The sequence below is a fragment of the Pseudomonas fluorescens genome, from assembly GCF_003732425.1.
Taxonomy (GTDB): Bacteria; Pseudomonadota; Gammaproteobacteria; order Pseudomonadales; family Pseudomonadaceae; genus Aquipseudomonas; species Aquipseudomonas fluorescens_BE.
This window is the reverse complement of record NZ_MOBX01000001.1, coordinates 242,660-259,354: the sequence shown is the minus strand read 5'-3', so window position 1 is coordinate 259,354 and position 16,695 is coordinate 242,660. Positions and strand designations below refer to the sequence as shown.

The 16,695-nt window shown below is 60.9% G+C and carries 13 protein-coding genes; 4 read left to right on the top strand and 9 right to left on the bottom strand.

The genetic code is table 11. The features are described from left to right. Positions 1-106 precede the first annotated feature (106 nt). The 3 genes from BK670_RS01260 to BK670_RS01250 form a co-directional block, all read right to left on the bottom strand. A complete protein-coding gene (locus tag BK670_RS01260; RefSeq protein WP_016983574.1) occupies positions 107-805 on the bottom strand; it encodes a PspA/IM30 family protein in 699 nt (232 codons plus the stop codon). A gap of 17 nt (positions 806-822) precedes the next feature. Beyond that, the gene (locus BK670_RS01255; RefSeq protein WP_123448306.1) at positions 823-1,491 is read right to left on the bottom strand and encodes a YjfI family protein; all 669 of its coding nucleotides are present in this window, start codon (positions 1,489-1,491) and stop codon (positions 823-825) included. A 145-nt stretch (positions 1,492-1,636) separates the two neighbouring features. Further along, positions 1,637-2,191, bottom strand: a complete 555-nt coding sequence (locus BK670_RS01250) for a cysteine hydrolase family protein (RefSeq protein ID WP_123448305.1) — start codon at positions 2,189-2,191, stop codon at positions 1,637-1,639. A 101-nt stretch (positions 2,192-2,292) separates the two neighbouring features. Between BK670_RS01250 and BK670_RS01245 the strand changes: the two genes are divergently transcribed. Beyond that, on the top strand, positions 2,293-3,294 hold the full coding sequence (locus BK670_RS01245) for a GlxA family transcriptional regulator (protein WP_123448304.1): 1,002 nt from the start codon (positions 2,293-2,295) through the stop codon (positions 3,292-3,294). Between the two features lie 89 nt (positions 3,295-3,383). Here the strand turns inward: BK670_RS01245 and BK670_RS29450 are convergent, their stop codons facing one another. Next, entirely contained in the window at positions 3,384-3,575 is a 192-nt protein-coding gene (locus BK670_RS29450) for a hypothetical protein (RefSeq protein WP_148046998.1), read from the bottom strand. On the opposite strand from BK670_RS29450, the gene BK670_RS01240 reads away from it, so the two are divergent. After that, positions 3,574-4,683, top strand: coding sequence for a DUF3182 family protein (locus tag BK670_RS01240; protein ID WP_123448303.1), 1,110 nt, complete (start codon positions 3,574-3,576; stop codon positions 4,681-4,683). The genes BK670_RS29450 and BK670_RS01240 overlap by 2 nt on opposite strands. Next, a complete protein-coding gene (locus BK670_RS01235; RefSeq protein WP_123448302.1) occupies positions 4,673-5,428 on the top strand; it encodes an alpha/beta hydrolase family protein in 756 nt (251 codons plus the stop codon). Before BK670_RS01240 ends, BK670_RS01235 begins: the two co-directional genes overlap by 11 nt. A 93-nt stretch (positions 5,429-5,521) precedes the next feature. Here BK670_RS01235 and BK670_RS01230 read toward each other — a convergent pair whose 3' ends face one another. From BK670_RS01230 to BK670_RS01215, 4 genes are read right to left on the bottom strand one after another with little or no spacing between them, the layout of a single operon-like run. Next, positions 5,522-6,511: a lysylphosphatidylglycerol synthase domain-containing protein gene (locus BK670_RS01230; protein ID WP_123448301.1), complete on the bottom strand. Its 990-nt coding sequence runs from the start codon at positions 6,509-6,511 to the stop codon at positions 5,522-5,524. Next, the gene (gene clsB / locus BK670_RS01225; protein ID WP_123448300.1) at positions 6,508-7,782 is read right to left on the bottom strand and encodes a cardiolipin synthase ClsB; all 1,275 of its coding nucleotides are present in this window, start codon (positions 7,780-7,782) and stop codon (positions 6,508-6,510) included. The genes BK670_RS01230 and clsB overlap by 4 nt, the downstream gene beginning before the upstream one ends. Then, positions 7,779-8,576 (bottom strand): endonuclease/exonuclease/phosphatase family protein, encoded by a 798-nt coding sequence (locus BK670_RS01220; protein WP_123448299.1) that lies wholly within the window; start codon positions 8,574-8,576, stop codon positions 7,779-7,781. Before BK670_RS01220 ends, clsB begins: the two co-directional genes overlap by 4 nt. Further along, positions 8,573-9,499 carry a DUF72 domain-containing protein gene (locus tag BK670_RS01215; RefSeq protein WP_123448298.1) on the bottom strand — a complete coding sequence of 309 codons (927 nt, stop codon included), beginning with the start codon at positions 9,497-9,499 and terminating at the stop codon, positions 8,573-8,575. The genes BK670_RS01220 and BK670_RS01215 overlap by 4 nt, the downstream gene beginning before the upstream one ends. A gap of 398 nt (positions 9,500-9,897) precedes the next feature. Between BK670_RS01215 and BK670_RS01210 the strand changes: the two genes are divergently transcribed. Then, positions 9,898-11,976 carry a mechanosensitive ion channel family protein gene (locus BK670_RS01210; RefSeq protein ID WP_123448297.1) on the top strand — a complete coding sequence of 693 codons (2,079 nt, stop codon included), beginning with the start codon at positions 9,898-9,900 and terminating at the stop codon, positions 11,974-11,976. Between the two features lie 158 nt (positions 11,977-12,134). Here BK670_RS01210 and BK670_RS01205 read toward each other — a convergent pair whose 3' ends face one another. Next, a complete protein-coding gene (locus BK670_RS01205) occupies positions 12,135-16,424 on the bottom strand; it encodes a DEAD/DEAH box helicase (RefSeq protein WP_123448296.1) in 4,290 nt (1,429 codons plus the stop codon). Positions 16,425-16,695: the final 271 nt, after the last annotated feature.

Below are 16,695 nucleotides of genomic sequence, written 5' to 3'. Positions count from 1 at the left end.
GTGTGGGAGCGAGCCTGCTCGCGAAGAGGGCGTGTCAGTCAATATTGATGTCGAATGACACGACGCTTTCGCGAGCAGGCTCGCTCCCACAGGTTTTTGCCCAGCGTTACTGCGAGGACTTTTGCTTCAGGCGCTCAAGAATCGCATTGGCGCTGCCTTCGTTCGGCGTGATGCCGGCGTCGCGCAGCTTGCGTTCGAGGTCGTTGCCGGTCGAGGCGTCAGCCAGTTCGTCCGCAGCGCTGAGTTCAGCCGCGCGCTGCTGCTGCTTGGCTTGCAGGCGGTTCAACGTACCGACGGCGGTTTCCAGTTTGCCATTGGCGCCACCGCTGGCGATGGAGGCGCTGACCTGGGCTTTCTGCACGCTTTCGCGGGCCTTGGCCATGTCCACTTGCTGGCGCAGGCTCTTGATTCGCGACTCGGCCTTGCTGATGTCTTTGCGCATGTTTTCGGCATAGGTGCCGAATTCGTCGCTCTGCTTTTTCTCAACATCCAGTTCGTTGGTCAGGGTCGAAATCGCTTCGGCCACTTCCAGCGCCAGGTCTTCACGACCGGCATTCAGCGCCGAGACGGCTTTGGCTTCCAGATCCTTGATCTTGGCGTCGTACTCGCTCACGCGGTCGGCAGCCAGTTTGTGTTTGGCCATGATAGTGACCAGCTCGCGGCGAGCATTCGACAGCGCGCTGTCGGCGTCGCGGATTTCCTGGTCGAGGATGCGCAGGGCCTGTTGGTCAGCGATCGCTTCGCCGACTTCATTGGCGCCGCCGCGCAGTGCGGTGAACAACTTGCTCCAGATGGACTGAGTCATTGGATATTCCCTGTTGATTACTTGAAGAAGTGTTCGAAGGCTTCGCTCGCGCGCTGCACGTTGTCGACCAGGGTTTTCACCTCGGTAACCACGTTGGTCAGGCTCGAGTCGGCGCTGAGGGCGCCAAACATGTTGTAAACGGTCTGCCCGTTCGGCATCGACTCGATACCGATCGACGACAGCGGGAACATTTCCCGGCTGCGCAGCACGGCGTCGTTGAAGGCGCGCACGTCGCTGATCGAATCGATGTCCACCAGCACGGTGTCGACGATGATCTGCTGGCCGGCCAGGGCGATGTGAATCGGCAGACCGCCGAATTCGTTCATTTCCAGCTTGATGCTGGGTTCGGAGCTCTGGATCAGCGACAGCGTGATTTCTTGCGAAGCCACCTCGTCCAGGGCCTTTAGGGCGTTGAAGAGGCTATCGATGGTCCAGTTGTTGCCTGCGCTCATGTAATTCTCCGACATGAAAGAGCCAGCCAGAATCGGTTGGCGTAGCTGTTGCTCCATTTGCTTGAGCAAGCTTCGGTTTTCGGGAAGCACCCAAGTTTCGTGTTTCACATAACCGGCCGCGGCCAGGCCCGCACGCATCTGCTTCATATAGAAGCTCGACGGTTTTTTCGTGGACGCTTTCGCACGCTCTCCCTTCGGGCTTTCTGATTTCGCGGTGGGGGAACGGCTTTTCATGGCAATGGCTCGGTTATGGGCATCTCACGCGTGAGCCACACTACAACCAATTCAAAGTGCCATCAATGGCTCACGCGTGAGATTTTTATGACAGACGAAAAAAGGCCCGCTACGAGGCGGGCACAGGTTTTTCGCAGAATATGACTCAGCGTTTGGCCGCGAGGAATTCGTCAGTAGACACCACGCTGGCGTAGGCGAAGCCCAGTGCAGACATGAACGCAGCGTGGACATGGGCAGCCGGCACCGTCAGGCCATTGAACTCCAGATCACGGCTGGCGCAGGCGTCGTGAATCACCGTGACGGTGTAGCCCAGATCCGCCGCCGCGCGGGTGATGCCGTCAATGCACATGTGACTCATGCTGCCGACCACCACCAGTTCCTGAATGCCTTGTTCGTCGAGGATCGCTTGCAATTCGGTTTCGCGGAACGAGTTGACGAAGTGTTTGAGTACCACCGGTTCATCGGCGCGGTTGAGCACTTTCGGGTGCAGCTTGGCGCCGTCCGATCCCGGGGTGAAAAACGGTGCGTCCGCTGAGTTGAACTCGTGGCGAATGTGGACGACCGAATCGCCGGCCTCGCGGAACGCGGCGATCAGCCGAGCGGCGTTGTCGGCGGCGGCGTCGGCACCGGCCAGCGGCCACTTGCCTTGGGGGAAGTAGTCGTTCTGGATATCGACTACGATGAGCGCTTGCTTGGCCATGGGTGTGTCCTCGATGTAGTGGCTGGAAGTGGTTTCAGTATTGGCGCTGACCAGCGATTCGGGGATTGGCCGCACCGACAATAGACAGGGGAAAACTGACAATGGGCGCAGAAAGGGCCGCCATCTCCGAACTGGGTGTGCTGATCTATCCCGGCGCGCAGATGGCAGCGGTGCATGGCCTGACCGATCTGTTTGCGGTGGCCAACCGGATTGCCGGCGAACATCAGGCGGCGCAGTTGCCGCTGCTGCGGGTGAGTCATTGGCAGGTCGAGGGAGATCAACCGCCGACGCGGATTTACAACAGTCATCCCGGTGACGACAGCGCTTTGCTGGCGGTGCTGATTCCGCCATCGATCGCAGGATTCTCAACGGGGCAAGCGCCGGCCAGCCTGATGCAATGGTTACGCGACCAGCATGCCCACGGTGCGACGCTGGGCGGGGTCTGTGTAGGCTCGCTGCTGTTGGCTGAAAGCGGTCTGCTCGACGGTCGCAGTGCGACCACTCACTGGACTTCGGCCAAGGCGTTTGCCGAGCGTTACCCGAAGATCAAGCTCAAGGCTGATACCCCGATTGTCGATGACGGTGACCTGATCACCACTGCTGGCTTGATGGCGTGGTCGGAGCTGGGCTTGCGTCTGGTCGACCGCCTGCTCGGGCCGAGCATCGCCACCCGCACGGCGCAATTTCTGGTGATCGAGCACAGTGACAGTGCCAGCGAGTGTGGCAGTAACTTCGCGCCGATTCTCGGTCATGGTGATGCGGCGATTCTCAAGGTTCAGCATTGGCTGCAAAGCACCGGCGCGACGGATGTTTCGTTGACGGCGATGGCGCAGCGGGCGGGGTTGGAGGAACGCACCTTTCTGCGCCGGTTCCGCGCGGCAACCGGGTTGAAACCGACCGAATACTGCCAGCATCTGCGGGTCGGCAAGGCGCGCGAGATGCTCGAGTTCAGCAATGGCACAATTGATCACATTGCGTGGACGGTGGGGTATCAGGATCCGGGCGCGTTTCGCGCGATCTTCAAGAAGATTACCGGGCTGGCGCCGAGTGATTATCGAACGCGGTTTGGTGTGACCCCGTTTTTGAAAACGTCGAATGCCTAATGTGGGAGCGAGCCTGCTCGCGAAAGCGATGAGTCAGCACGTTTGATGTCGGCTGACACGACGCCTTCGCGAGCAGGCTCGCTCCCACATTAACTCTGCAGGTTTACAGATCGTGCAATTTGCTGGGGTTTTGCGCCCGGTCGTGCAGAATGAAACAGGCGCGGTGCCAGCACGATTCCACCAAGCTTTTGATTGGCCGAGGGTTTTCCCGGAGCGGTCGTTGGCCTGATCTCTGCACCTTTCATCGCTACAGTCATCGAACCGATGGAAGGGCGACGCATGACCCCGACACCTCGCAAGAAAATCGTCGTCGCCCACTCGGTGCGCCCTGACGCGCCGCAGCATGAGGTGCAGACCAACAAGGCCTTGGCGCGCTGGCTGGCGCAGATTCTCGGATGCAAATTCGGCGGCAGTTACGATCCGGACAAACATCGTGGTCGTGAGCTGTATCTGCTACCGACGCAAACCATCGTCGGTAATGCCAGCGCTCAGCAACTCGGCATCAACGGCCCGGAGGATCTGTGGGGCGGTTTTGTCGAGCACGACTTCATCTGCACCAAAGCCATCAGCCACGGATTGCGCAGTCATCTGGCTCATGCGCCGCAAGGCTGGTCGCCGTTGTTTTCCGAGCGCGTGCGCAATGTGGTGCTGGATGGTCTCAGCGTGTTTGCCCTGGAAGATGCGCGCCCCGCCGCCGAGCATCTGCTGTACAGCGGCCCGATACGCATGAAGCCAGTGCACGCCTGTGCCGGTCGCGGTCAGGAAGTGATCAAAAGCCTCGACGCCTTCGACGAAATCCTTGCCCGCCCCGGCATCGATAAACAATTCAGCGAGGGCGTGGTGCTGGAGCAGGACTTGAGCAAGGTCTTCACCCACAGCGTCGGCCAGTCATTCATCGGCGGCAAGGTGCTGAGTTACTGCGGTGATCAATACTTGACCAAGGATGCTCACGGCGAAGACGTCTACGGTGGCTCGAACTTGCTGGTGGTGCAGGGTGGTTACGAGGAACTGCTGGCGCTGGAGTTGCCTGACGATGTGCGCCTGGCCATCGAGCAGGCACAGGTATTCGACAGTGCGGCGGATGAAGCCTATCCGCGTTTTTACGCTTCGCGGCGCAATTACGACATCGCCCAAGGCCTGGACAGTAATGGCAAATCCCGCAGTGGTGTGCTTGAGCAGTCGTGGCGCATGGGCGGTGCCAGCAGTGCCGAGGTCGCGGCGCTGCAAAGCTTCGTCAACGATCCGGGGATGCGCGCGATTCGTGTCTCTTCGGTGGAAACCTACAGCGCTCAGCCGCTGCCGGCGGACGCCATTGAGGTCTATCGCGGGCCGGCTGAGAACAGTGAATTTCTCCTCAAATACGTAACGGTCAAATCTTATGACGGCTAGAAGCGAAAGCATTCAAATCGACATTGATGATGAGCAGATGAGCGGGACGTTTCTCAGTCCCAAATCGAAAGTGCCGGGGGTGTTGTTTGTCCACGGGTGGGGCGGGAGCCAGGAGCGCGACCTTGAGCGCGCCAAAGGCATCGCCGGTCTCGGTTGCGTGTGTCTGACCTTCGACTTGCGCGGGCATACCGGTGGCACCGGAATACCGCTGACCCGCGTGACTCGCGAAGACAATCTACGAGACTTGCTCGCGGCCTATGATCGCCTCCTTGCGCATCCGGCGCTCGACACCTCGGCGATCGCGGTGGTCGGCACCAGTTACGGCGGTTATCTGGCTTCGATCCTGACCTCGTTGCGCCCGGTGCGCTGGCTGGCGTTGCGCGTGCCAGCGCTGTATCGCGACGATCAATGGCACACGCCCAAGCGTGATCTGGACAAGGCGGACCTGCGTGACTATCGCAATACGCTGATCCGCGCCGACACCAATCGGGCGCTGCATGCCTGTTCGCAATTCACCGGGGATGTGTTGCTGGTGGAATCGGAAACCGACGATTACGTGCCCCATGCGACGATCATGAGTTACCGCGCCGCGTGCCAGCAGACGCATTCATTGACGCACAGGATTATCGATGGCGCTGATCATGCGCTGAGCGAACCGGTGTCGCAGCAGGCTTACACCTCGATTCTGGTGGACTGGATCACCGAGATGGTCGTGGGTGAACGGTTGAGCATTATTCAATCCTGAAGATCAAAAGATCGCAGCCTTCGGCAGCTCCTACATTTGGAATGTACTCTCCCTGTAGGAGCTGCCGAAGGCTGCGATCTTTTGATGTCGATTCTAATGTCTGGGTTTCTTCTCGATCCGCAGCGCCTTGGCCTTGGCCTCCACGACCAGATACATCACCACCGTAATCAACAACGGCAACAGAAAATAAATCGCCCGATACGCCAGCAACCCCGCCACCAGACTGCCGCGCGAAGCCTCGTGTTGCAGCAGCGCGACAAACACCGCCTCCAGCACCCCAAGCCCCGCCGGAATATGGGTGATGACACCGGCAATCGCGCTGATCAGCAACACCCCCAGCACCAACGGATAATCCAGTTTGCTCGGCAGCAAGGTGAAAATCACCGCCGCCATCAGCGACCAGTTCAATGCGCCCAGCAGCAATTGCAGGATCGCCATGCGCAAGGATGGCAAGTTGATTTCCACCCCGCGAATCGACCACTCGCGGCGTTTGGAAAACTGACACGCCGCGAGGTATCCGGCGCTGACCAGCAGTAATAAAACGCCGACTCCCTGCAACGCATCACTGCTCAGTTTCCAGCCCGGCGGCATCCGCACCAGACCGCTGCTGAATACCACGCCGGCAATGGTCATGTAGCCGAACCAGTTGGTCGCCAGGCTCAAACCAAGAATCTTGGCGATGTTGCCTTTGCTCACGCCCAGGCGCGAATACAGCCGATAGCGCATCGCAATCCCGCCGACCCAGGCGCTGAGATTGAGGTTGAACGCGTAGCTGATGATTCCCACCGGCAGGATCTGTTTCCAGGTCAGATCCTGCCGGATGTAGGTGCGGCCAATCAGGTCGAAACTGGCGTAGGTCAGAAAACTCAGCAAGGTCAGGCCGGCGGCAATGATCAGCGTGCGCACCTTGAAGTCGGCGAGGGTTTCCAGCACTTCGGCCCATTCAATGCGCGTGGCGAACATCGTCAGCAACACGATCAGCGCGAGGAAAAACAGCAGCGTCAGCGGACGTTTCCAGCGGCTCCATTTCGAGTGAGTCGCAGGTGTCGCATGACCGCTCGGGTGTGCTTCGGTATGGCTCATGAGCGGTTCCCTCGAAATGGCTTCAGTCTAGGTTTGTGCGCCGGTAGCCAACCGGCCATCGCCGGGAAATGCCGCAAAAAGTGGAACACCAGAAAACCCACAGTCATGTGCCAGATCCGACCACGTGGCGACTTGCTGGGGTCCATGGCTTTACAGTGGTTTTGGCTGAGGTCTTCGAGGCGTTCGAACAAATGCTGATTGAAGGCGCGGTCGCGGATCAGCACGTTGGCTTCCAGGTTCAGCGACAGGCTCAGCGGGTCGAGATTGCTTGAGCCGACCGTGCTCCACTCTTCGTCGACCAGCGCCACTTTGCCGTGCAGCGGGCGCTGGCAGTATTCGTGAATCTGCACCCCGGCCTTGAGCAAATAATCGTAGGTCATGCGCGCCGCCAGTTTGGCCACCAGCATGTCCGGTTGCCCCTGCAGAATCAGGCGTACCTCGACCCCGCGCCGTGCCGCATTACGGATTTCCCGCAGCAAACGATAACCGGGAAAGAAGTAGGCGTTGGCGATCACCACCCGGCGTTTGGCGCGGCGCAGCGCCTGTAAATAAATGTCTTCGATGTCGGTGCTGTGTTGATCGTTGTCGCGGAACACCAGACGCACCTGACCGTCGTGATCGGTGAAGGCCATTTCTGCGCGACGCTGGCGCCGGCGTTGCCACCAGAAGCGTGCGCGTCCGGGACGACCGCTTTGCAGCAGGGCAAAGTGGTGGATGTCGGCGACGACCGGACCCTGGACTTCCACCGAGTAGTCCTGCTTGGCTTCGGGGCCGAAATCGCTCAGGTGATCGCCGGAAAAATTGATTCCGCCAATAAACGCGATCAGGCCATCGACCACCACAATCTTGCGGTGCAAACGGCGGAACCAGTTGGTGCGAATGCCCAAGTGTTTCGGGGCCGGATCGAAGATTTGCAGATGCACGCCGGCCTCGCTCAGTGCGGCGAGGTAACCGGTGCTCAATTCGCCGCAACCAAAGCCGTCGAGGCTGACGGTGGTGCGCACGCCGCGCCGGGCAGCGTCGATCAGAATCTCCTGCAGCTCGGCACCGACCTTGTCTTCGAAAACGATAAAGGTCTCGAGGAGGATTTCACTCTTCGCCGCGCGCATGGCTTCGAATACTCGCGGGAAATATTCCTCGCCGTTTTCCAGCAATTGCACATGGTTGTTGCCTTGCCAGTTGTACTCGACATCAACGTGGCCGGGCTCGCGGATCGGCGGGTTGATGGCGATCGGTTCCACGGCGGATTTCTCCAGCGGCGCGCTGCTCATAGTTCGATCTCTACCGATAACGGGACATGGTCGGAAAGGTGCGACCAGGGACGGTTGGCCAGGACTGTCGGCTGGCTGGCCTTGAGGTTGCGCACGTAAATGCGGTCGAGCCGCAGCGTTGGCAGACGCGCCGGAAAACTGCGCGCCGGTTTGCCCTGATGCTCGGCGAATACTTCGCGCAGGCCGCAGGGTTTGAGTTGTGCATCGGCGCGCTGGCGCCAGTCATTGAAGTCGCCGGCAACGATGACCGGCGCGTCGTCGGGCAACTCCGCCAGGCGTTGCATAAGCAAATCCAGTTGGGCGTTGCGATGACTTTCGCGCAGGCCCAGATGCACGCAAATCGCATGTACTTCGGTGCCGTCACCGGGCAGGCGCAGCACGCAATGCAACAGGCCACGGTTCTCGTGGCCGCTGATCGACACGTCGAGGTTGTCGTGGCGAATGATCTGGAATTTCGACAGCAGCGCGTTGCCGTGATCGCCCTCCGGGTACACCGCGTTGCGCCCATAGGCGAACTGCGGCCAGAGGCTGTCGGCGAGGAATTCGTACTGCGGCATCGCTGGCCAATTGTTATAGCGCTTGGGATGCTGTTCGTGGGTGCCGTGGACTTCCTGCAGGAACACCACGTCGGCGGCGACGCTGCGTACCGCCTCGCGCAGCTCCGGCAGGATGAAGCGCCGGTTGAGCGCGGTGAACCCCTTGTGGGTATTGACCGTCAGTACGGTGAACGTGCGCACCGACGGCGCGACCACCGAGCCTTCATCGGTGAAACCGACCGGTTCCGGAATGCTCATGCCAACACTCCTTCGCCAGCGGGTTCGCCCGGGGCGGTGGCGAGGTCTTTATCCAGCTCGAAACGCTGCAGCAACTCCCGCGCGTCATAGGGCGCGCGGACTTTGATGTCGTTGTCGAAATAGCAGAACACTTCACGGCTTTTACGCGCGCGGGGCTTCAGGCGTGGAGCGATCAGGTGCGCGTCCTTCGGTTGCTCGCCGTGGTGCCAGGCGTCGATGCGCTCGGCCCAGTGTTTGAGGGCTGGTGCGGTGTAGCCGCTGGCGTAAAGTTCTTCGGCGCCGTGCAGGCGCAAGTAGATGAAGTCGCTGGTGATGTCTTCTCGGTACGGCCACTTATCGGCAGTGTCGGCGATCACCAGTGCGGTGTTGTGGCGTTTCAACAGGCGCACAAACTCCGGGTCAATAAAGCTTTCGTTGCGGATCTCCACGGCATGGCGCAGCGGCTTTTTGCGCCAGGCTTTCATGCTGGCGTGGCCATGCAGGTGGGGATCGTGCTGATGGGCGAGGGTGGCGGCGGCTTCGGTGTCGTGGGGCAGTAGCGCAAGAAAATGTTCGAAGCGCTCAGGCTCGAATTTGAAGTTCGGCGGAAATTGCCAAAGGATCGGCCCGAGTTTTTCCCTGAGTTCCAGCACCCCGGAAGCGAAGAAGTTCGCCAAGGGCTTTTCGATTTCGCGCAAGCGACGGATGTGGGTAATGAAGCGCGGCGCCTTGACGCTGAAAATGAAGTCGTCGGGCGTTTCGGCGTACCACTGCGCATAGCGTTCGGGCCGTTGCAGCGCGTAGAACGATCCATTGATTTCGATGCTGTTGACCGCCCGCGAAGCGAACTGCAATTCGCGTTTCTGTGCCAGTCCCCTGGGGTAGAAGTCCCCGCGCCACGGTGCGTAGCGCCAGCCGGAAATACCGATGTGAATCGTTGCCATGCCGCCCTCCGTCGAAAGTCCTCGTGTTGCCGGTATCTTTTGATGACTGCGGGCGGCTCGGGAAAGTTTCGATGGCGTTACGGACGGTCACGTCCAAGGCGAAGATCAACAGCGCTCCCCCTCACCCCAACCCTCTCCCCCAAAGGGGGGCGAGGGGGAAGGGAGCAGATCTGCATGGTTTTCAGGGTTTGAGTTCGCCTCACAAGGGGTAAGGGAGCTGGTCTTTATGGTTTCCAGAACTTGAATTCGACTCCGGACTTGCAAGTCGGTGTACTTCTCGCAGGCAACTCGGTCAGCTCCGTCTCCCTCCGGGAGAGGGCTGGGGTGAGGGCGCTCTTGAACTTGCTGTGCAATTACCGATCAGTTCCTTACAGGTTCAGCCAAGGGAGATCGGAGTTTTGGTCAAGTTCAGGATCGCCATTCTGCTGGGAGCACTGCTGTTTCTCGGCGCCAGTGAAATCGACGCCGCGGTATTGCCGGGTGTTCCGGCCGCCGCCGAAGAAGCGGACAAACCTGAACCGATTGTGCAGGGTGGTCTGCTCGGTGCGATCAGTTCGAGCATCGATGACGTCCAGGACAAACTCGATCTCAACGAACACTTGGTCGACGCTTGGCGCCTGCGCGCCGATCGCGCCGCCGATGAAGTCGACAAACTGGTCAACCAACCGTCGAACCGCTCGGGCTGGAGCGTCGCCGGTGATTTCCTCTCGCTGTCCGGCACCTGGCTCGGCAGTTTCGCGCTGCTCACTGTGCTCGGCAGCCTGTTAGCCAAACGCCTGCGTGAGGGCCGTTGGTTCCGCACCCGTCAGCGCAGTCAGGATCTGATTGGATATTTGCTGCCTTACACCATTCCAGCACTGATCTGCCTGCCGCTGACCCTCTACGTCAGCCATTTCCTGCAAGCTTCGGTAGGCCGCGCGCTGGCGCTGTGTCTGGCCTACGCCACCAGCAGCGGCATTTTTTCCACCTCGATGTTGTTGTGCGTGGTGGTGATGTTCAACGTCGGCCATAAACGTCCGGCGGCACGGATCATCCGCAACTACTGCCCCCGGCCGCTGTTCCTGATCGGTTTCCTCGCCGCCCTCAGCGATGCGCTGACGAGCCCGCAGATCGCCCGGCAACTGGGCGGCAATATCACCAGCAGCATTGCAGTGTTCACCGGGCTGATCGCCTCGATCATTTTCGGCTTGCTGGTGATTCGCCTGCGTCGGCCGGTGGCGCATCTGATCCGCAATCGCTCGCTGAGTCAGCGGCTGAAACAACCTTCGTTGCAGGAGTCGCTGCGGATTTTTTCGGGGCTGTGGTACTGGCCAATCGTGCTGATGGTGCTGGTCTCGGCGGTCAATCTGATCGGCATCGGCGAGGACAATCAGAAAGCCCTGCGCTGCGCGTTGTTGACCACGGTATTGCTGATCGGCACGGTGTTCCTGAGCACGATTTTGCAACACCTGTTCAAGTCACGAAAAGCCGAGGCGATCCAGCGCAGCAGCGCCTACAAAGAGCGTTTTCTCAGCCTGTTGCATGCCTTGCTGCGGATCGTCATCGCTATTGCCTTCATCGATATCCTCGGGCGGATCTGGGGCGTGTCGTTGCTCGATTTTGCCCAGAGCAGCACGGTCGGACGAGCCATCAGCAACGCGCTGAGCAGCATCGGCCTGATCTTCCTGGTCACGTGGCTGCTGTGGGTGGTGCTCGACACCGCGATTCAGGAAGCGCTGAAGCCGCCGCTCAACAAGCGCGCGGCGCGGCAACCGAGTACGCGGGTGAAAACCATCCTGCCGCTGCTGCGCAACGCGATCAAAATTATCCTTGTGGTGATTTGCGCAATCACCACCATGGCCAATCTGGGGATCAACGTTGCGCCACTGCTGGCCGGTGCCGGGGTGGTCGGTCTGGCCATCGGTTTCGGTTCGCAGCAACTGGTGCAGGACGTGATCACCGGGTTGTTCATCATCATCGAAGACACCCTGTCGATTGGTGATTGGGTCGTACTGGATTCGGGGCATGCCGGTACGGTTGAAGGGCTGACCATTCGCACGCTGCGGTTGCGTGACGGTAAAGGCTTTGTGCACTCGGTGCCGTTCGGCCAGATCAAAGCGGTGACCAACCAATCGCGGCAGTTTGCCTTTGCGTTTTTCTCGGTGCAGTTCACCTATGACACGGATGTGGATAAAGCCATCGAGCTGATCCGCGAGACCGGTGATTCGATCCGCGAAGACCCGTTTCTCAAGTACAACCTGCAAGGGCCGCTGGATGTGTTTGGCGTGGACAAAATGGATTTGAACGGCGTGGTGCTGACGGCACAGTTCCGCACGGTCTCGGGTGGGCAGTATGCGGTGAGCCGGGCGTTCAACCAGCGCTTGAAAAAGCTTGTGGATAACAGCCCGGTGGTGCACTTCGCGCAGACTTATCCACAGCAGGTTTTGTTGCCGAAGCGGCAGCAGGAGGGGGTAGCGGATCAGGTTCGAATTCCATAGCACCGGTATCAACCCGAACCATTTGTGGCGAGGGAGCTTGCTCCCGCTGGGGTGCGAAGCGCCCCCAAAAACTGCCAATCAGTTCTTTCGGTTATACCGGGTTGAATGTTGTTGGGGCTGCTGCGCAGCCCAGCGGGAGCAAGCTCCCTCGCCACAGGTTATCGGTGCTGAATAAGCTTGTTTCGTATCTCAGACATTTCCGGCTGATCCAGCTCCAGCCAAAACTGCTGCTTACCGGCAATCTCCGCCGCCGCCGGCAAACCATCCCGATAGACCAACCGATTACTCACCAACGCCGGCACTTTCACGCCCGGCAACAACGTCCCGGCCAGGTTCAATGGATCGACCCCGCACACCGCGACCAAACTGCCGTCATGCGGCCGTCGCCGTACTTCGCGCAACAACGCAATCGCCTCAGGCAAGGCAAACTGCTCGCCCGCCAAACCACTGACAAAGCGCCCGCCGCGAACCTCGCCGCGCGCTTCCAGCCGATGAAACGTGCGCAGCAACTCACGCCAACTCGGTAACCAATCCGCCTCACGTTCGAGCAGGCGCCAGAACACTACGCCGTAACGCCGCAACAACGTCATCGCGACGTGCTCCAGGGTTTCGCTGTTATCCACAGCGGCCCCGCGCCGCAGCAACGCCCAGCGCCCGGCATCATCCATTCCACCGACAAATGCCCCGCGCCCGCGACGGCTGCTGCGCTGCTGGCGCTTGCTTGGCGGAGTGATCAGCGCACGCAGGCCGGCGAAGCTGTCGGCGTTCACCAGGCCGGCGCCGACCAGTTCCTGCAAGGCGATTTCCAGCTCCGTACGCAGCAGGTGCGCTTCATGAATCAGCTCGTCAAAAAACAGCGCGCCGTGCTGACTCAGCGCTTCAAAGACCTTCTGGGTTTTTGGCGACAGTTCGCTCACCGGCGTCTGTTCGGCCAACGCGCTCCACAAACCGACCTGACTGCGCGGCAGCAACACGATTGGCGTGCTGCGCAACGCTGTGCCGCTGACTTTCTGCCGGGCACTGAGGCGCGTCCACACCAGTTTGCCGTTGCGGCACAACTCATCCAGCCAACTCGGTGAGTAGTCTTTGAGGCGTGCCGGAAGAATGTCGCTGTCCCACGCCGAAGCGGCCGCCGCGTAGCCTTCGAACTGGCCGACAATCGCTGGCAACACGGCGCTGCCTTGGCCGCGCGTCGCGGGCGACAGATGCTGCCAGTCGAACAGAAACCGCATGAAATCCTGCAACGCGACCGGTTCGATTTCCCGGCGCAGGCGCTTGACCGTGTAGCGGTGGATGCGCGCAAGCAAGTGGCGTTCGCACCATTCCTCGACCTTCAGCTTCGGTGTGAATGGGCCGCGCAGTACATAACCTTCGCGCTCCAGTTGCGCGAGGGCCTGATGGACTTGAGCGGTGGGCAGCGCGAGTGGTTCGGCGATGGCGGGCAGCGGCAGTGGGCCGAAAGCACCGAGGCGCGCGCGGATTACTTCGACCAAGGCCTCGTCGAACGTCCAGGCGTCGTCGAATCCCGGCAATGCCTCTAGCTCTGGTTGCAGTTTGGCCTGTGGATAAAGTGCTTGCAGACAGGTCAGGCGTTCGCGGGCCAACCACAAGCAACGCTCTGAATCGATCTGCAAACGGCAGGCGCGACCGCTGCTGGTCAGCGTTTCCAACCATGCACGCCAACCTTCGTTCGCTTGCACTTCAGCCTCGCTGATGCACGCCAGGCTCATCAGCGCCTCATGCATTTCATCCACAGCGTTCGGCGTTGGCCACGCCTCTTCACGCACGGCGGCAATCGCGTCCGCATCCAGTGCACCGAGGTCATCGGTCGATTGCGGATCGCTCCAGCGCCGGTTGATCACTGCCTGAGTGCGACGTTCTTCCAGTGGCGCATCGTCGAGAAAGCTGTACGGTCGCGCACTGAGAATTTCTGCCGCGAGCGGCGAGGGCGCCGGCAGATCGCGACTGATCAAGCGCACGTCGCCACGCTCCATGCGCCGCAGCAGATTCAGCCAGCCTTCGCTGTCCATCGCTTCATGCAGGCAATCGTCGAGGGTTTGCTCGATCAGTGGATGCTCGGGAATTTCCCGTTCGCCGGCGAGGTTTTCCAGGCAAGCGATCTGGTCGGGAAACACGCTGGCAATCAGGTCTTCGCTTTTCATCCGCTGCAACTGCGGCGCGACTTTGCGCCCGCCGGTAAAACGCGGCAATGCCAGCGCCACCCCGGCATTCCAGCGCCAGCGCACGCCGAACAGCGGTGCGTCGAGTACCGCTTGAATAAGGATGTGCTCGGCGCTGTTGCTGTGCAGGTAACGCCAGACGTCATCGAGTTCAAAGCTGTGGCTGGTGGACAGCGACAGAACGATCGCGTCTTCGCTGGCGGCGGCCTGCAATTCGAAGTTGAAGGTGCGGCAGAAACGCTTGCGCAGGGCCAGGCCCCAGGCGCGGTTGACGCGACTGCCGAACGGCGAATGAATGATCAATTGCGTGCCGCCGGACTCGTCGAAAAAACGCTCCATCAGCAGCGTGTCTTGCGAGGGCAGTGCGCCGAGGGTTTGCCGGGCCCGGGCCAGGTACTCGACCAGTTGCTCGGCGCTGGCGAGGTTGAGGCCGAGGCTGTGCGTCAGCCAGTCGAGCGCCGGTTGCAGATTGCCGGGGCTGGCGCTGAGCAGTTCATCGAGCTGCGCTTGCAGGCGTGCGACAGCCGATGACAATTCATCGCTGCGCCCCGGCGCTTCGCCGAGCCAGAACGGAATGGTCGGCGGCTGGCCGTGGGCATCTTCGACACGCACCTTGCCGGCTTCCACGCGCAGGATGCGATAGGACGTGTTGCCGAGCTGGAATACATCACCGGCAATGCTCTCCACGGCGAAGTCTTCGTTGACGCTGCCGATGTTCAGGCCTTGCGGCTCAAGCATCACGCTGTAGTCGGCGTTGTCGGGAATCGTGCCGCCGCTGGTCACGGCGGTCAGTTGTGAACCCCGACGGCCCCGCAAGGTGCGACTGACGGCGTCGCGGTGCAGGTAGGCGCTGCGGATGCCCTGGCGGCCGTTGTAGCCCTCGGCGAGCATGCTCAGCAGGGCCTGATAGTGTTTTTCGTCGAGATCGCGGTAGGGCGAAGCGTTGCGGAACATCGCCAGCAGCGCGTCCTCCGACCATTCCTGACAACTGACTTCGGCGATGATCTGCTGCGCCAGTACATCCAGCGGCGCGACCGGGATGTGCAGGGTGTCGAGTTCGCCTCGGCGCACGCAGTCGAGCAGGGCTGCGCATTCGATCAGATCATCGCGGGTGGTGGCGAACAGACGGCCCTTGGGCGTACCGCCCACCTGGTGCCCGGAACGGCCGACGCGTTGCAGAAACCCGGCGATGGAGCGCGGGGAGGCGATCTGGCAGACCAGATCGACTTCGCCGATATCGATGCCCAGCTCCAGCGAAGCGGTAGCGATCAACACTTGCAGCTCGCCGCGCTTGAGCCGTTGTTCGGCGTCGAGGCGAAATTCCTTGGCCAGGCTGCCGTGGTGCGCGGCTACGGCAGGTTTGCCAAGGCGTTCGCTCAGGTGTCGGCTCAGGCGTTCGGCCAGGCGCCGGGTGTTGACGAAAATCAGCGTGGTGCGATGTGTGCGGGCGAGTTCCGCGAGTCGGTCGTAAACCCGTTCCCAGACATCGTTGGCCATCACTGCCGACAACGGCACGGGCGGTACTTCGATGCCCAGATCCCGAGGCCGCGCATGGCCGATGTCGATGATTTCGCAGGTACGATCATGGCCAACGAGGAACTGCGCCACGGCTTCCACCGGTTTCTGCGTGGCAGACAATCCGATGCGGGTCAGCGGTTCGGCGCACAGCGCTTGTAGTCGCTCAAGGCTCAGGGCCAGATGACTGCCGCGTTTGCCGGCGGCCATTGCGTGGATTTCATCGATGATCACTGTGCGAGTGGTGCCGAGCATTTTCCGTCCCGACGCCGAGCCGAGCAGCACGTAGAGCGATTCCGGGGTGGTCACCAGAATATGTGGCGCGGTCTTGCGCATGGCCGCACGGTCTTTTTGCGGGGTGTCGCCGGTGCGCACGGCGGTGGTGATTGCCAGCTCGGGCAGATTCATCTGCCGCAAGTGGTCGGTGATCCCGGCCAATGGGTTTTGCAGGTTGATGCGAATGTCGTTGGACAGTGCTTTCAATGGCGAGACGTAGACCACCAGGGTTTCGTCGGGCAGGCCGTCGGGATTTTCCAGACCTCGATGAACGAGGTCGTCGAGCACGGCGAGGAACGCGGTGAGGGTCTTGCCGGAGCCGGTGGGTGCGGCGATCAGCGTCGAACGGCGCTGGCGGATCAGCGGCCATGCGCGGGCCTGGGCGGCGGTGACCGTCGGGAAGGTCTTGCTGAACCAGGCGCTGACGGCGGGGTGAAAGCCTGCCAGGGCCGCGTCCTTGGGGATGGGCAGATTCATGGCTCAAGTTATGCGGGCGTGGGTGGCAAGATGCAAGTCTGGCCGGTCAAGCGGTTGTCTTCTGTGGCGAGGGAGCTTGCTCCCGCCCGGCTGCGCAGCCGTCGCAAGGTCAGCGGTTACACCGCGCCGGTTGGATTTGGCAGTCATTCGGCCTCCAGCGGGAGCAAGCTCCCTCGCCACAGGGGTATTCAAATCCCGGCGATCTACACTTTACGGATGACGGTTGCGCACTAAACCCGCAAAATGCAACGATTCCGGCAATTATCGACGA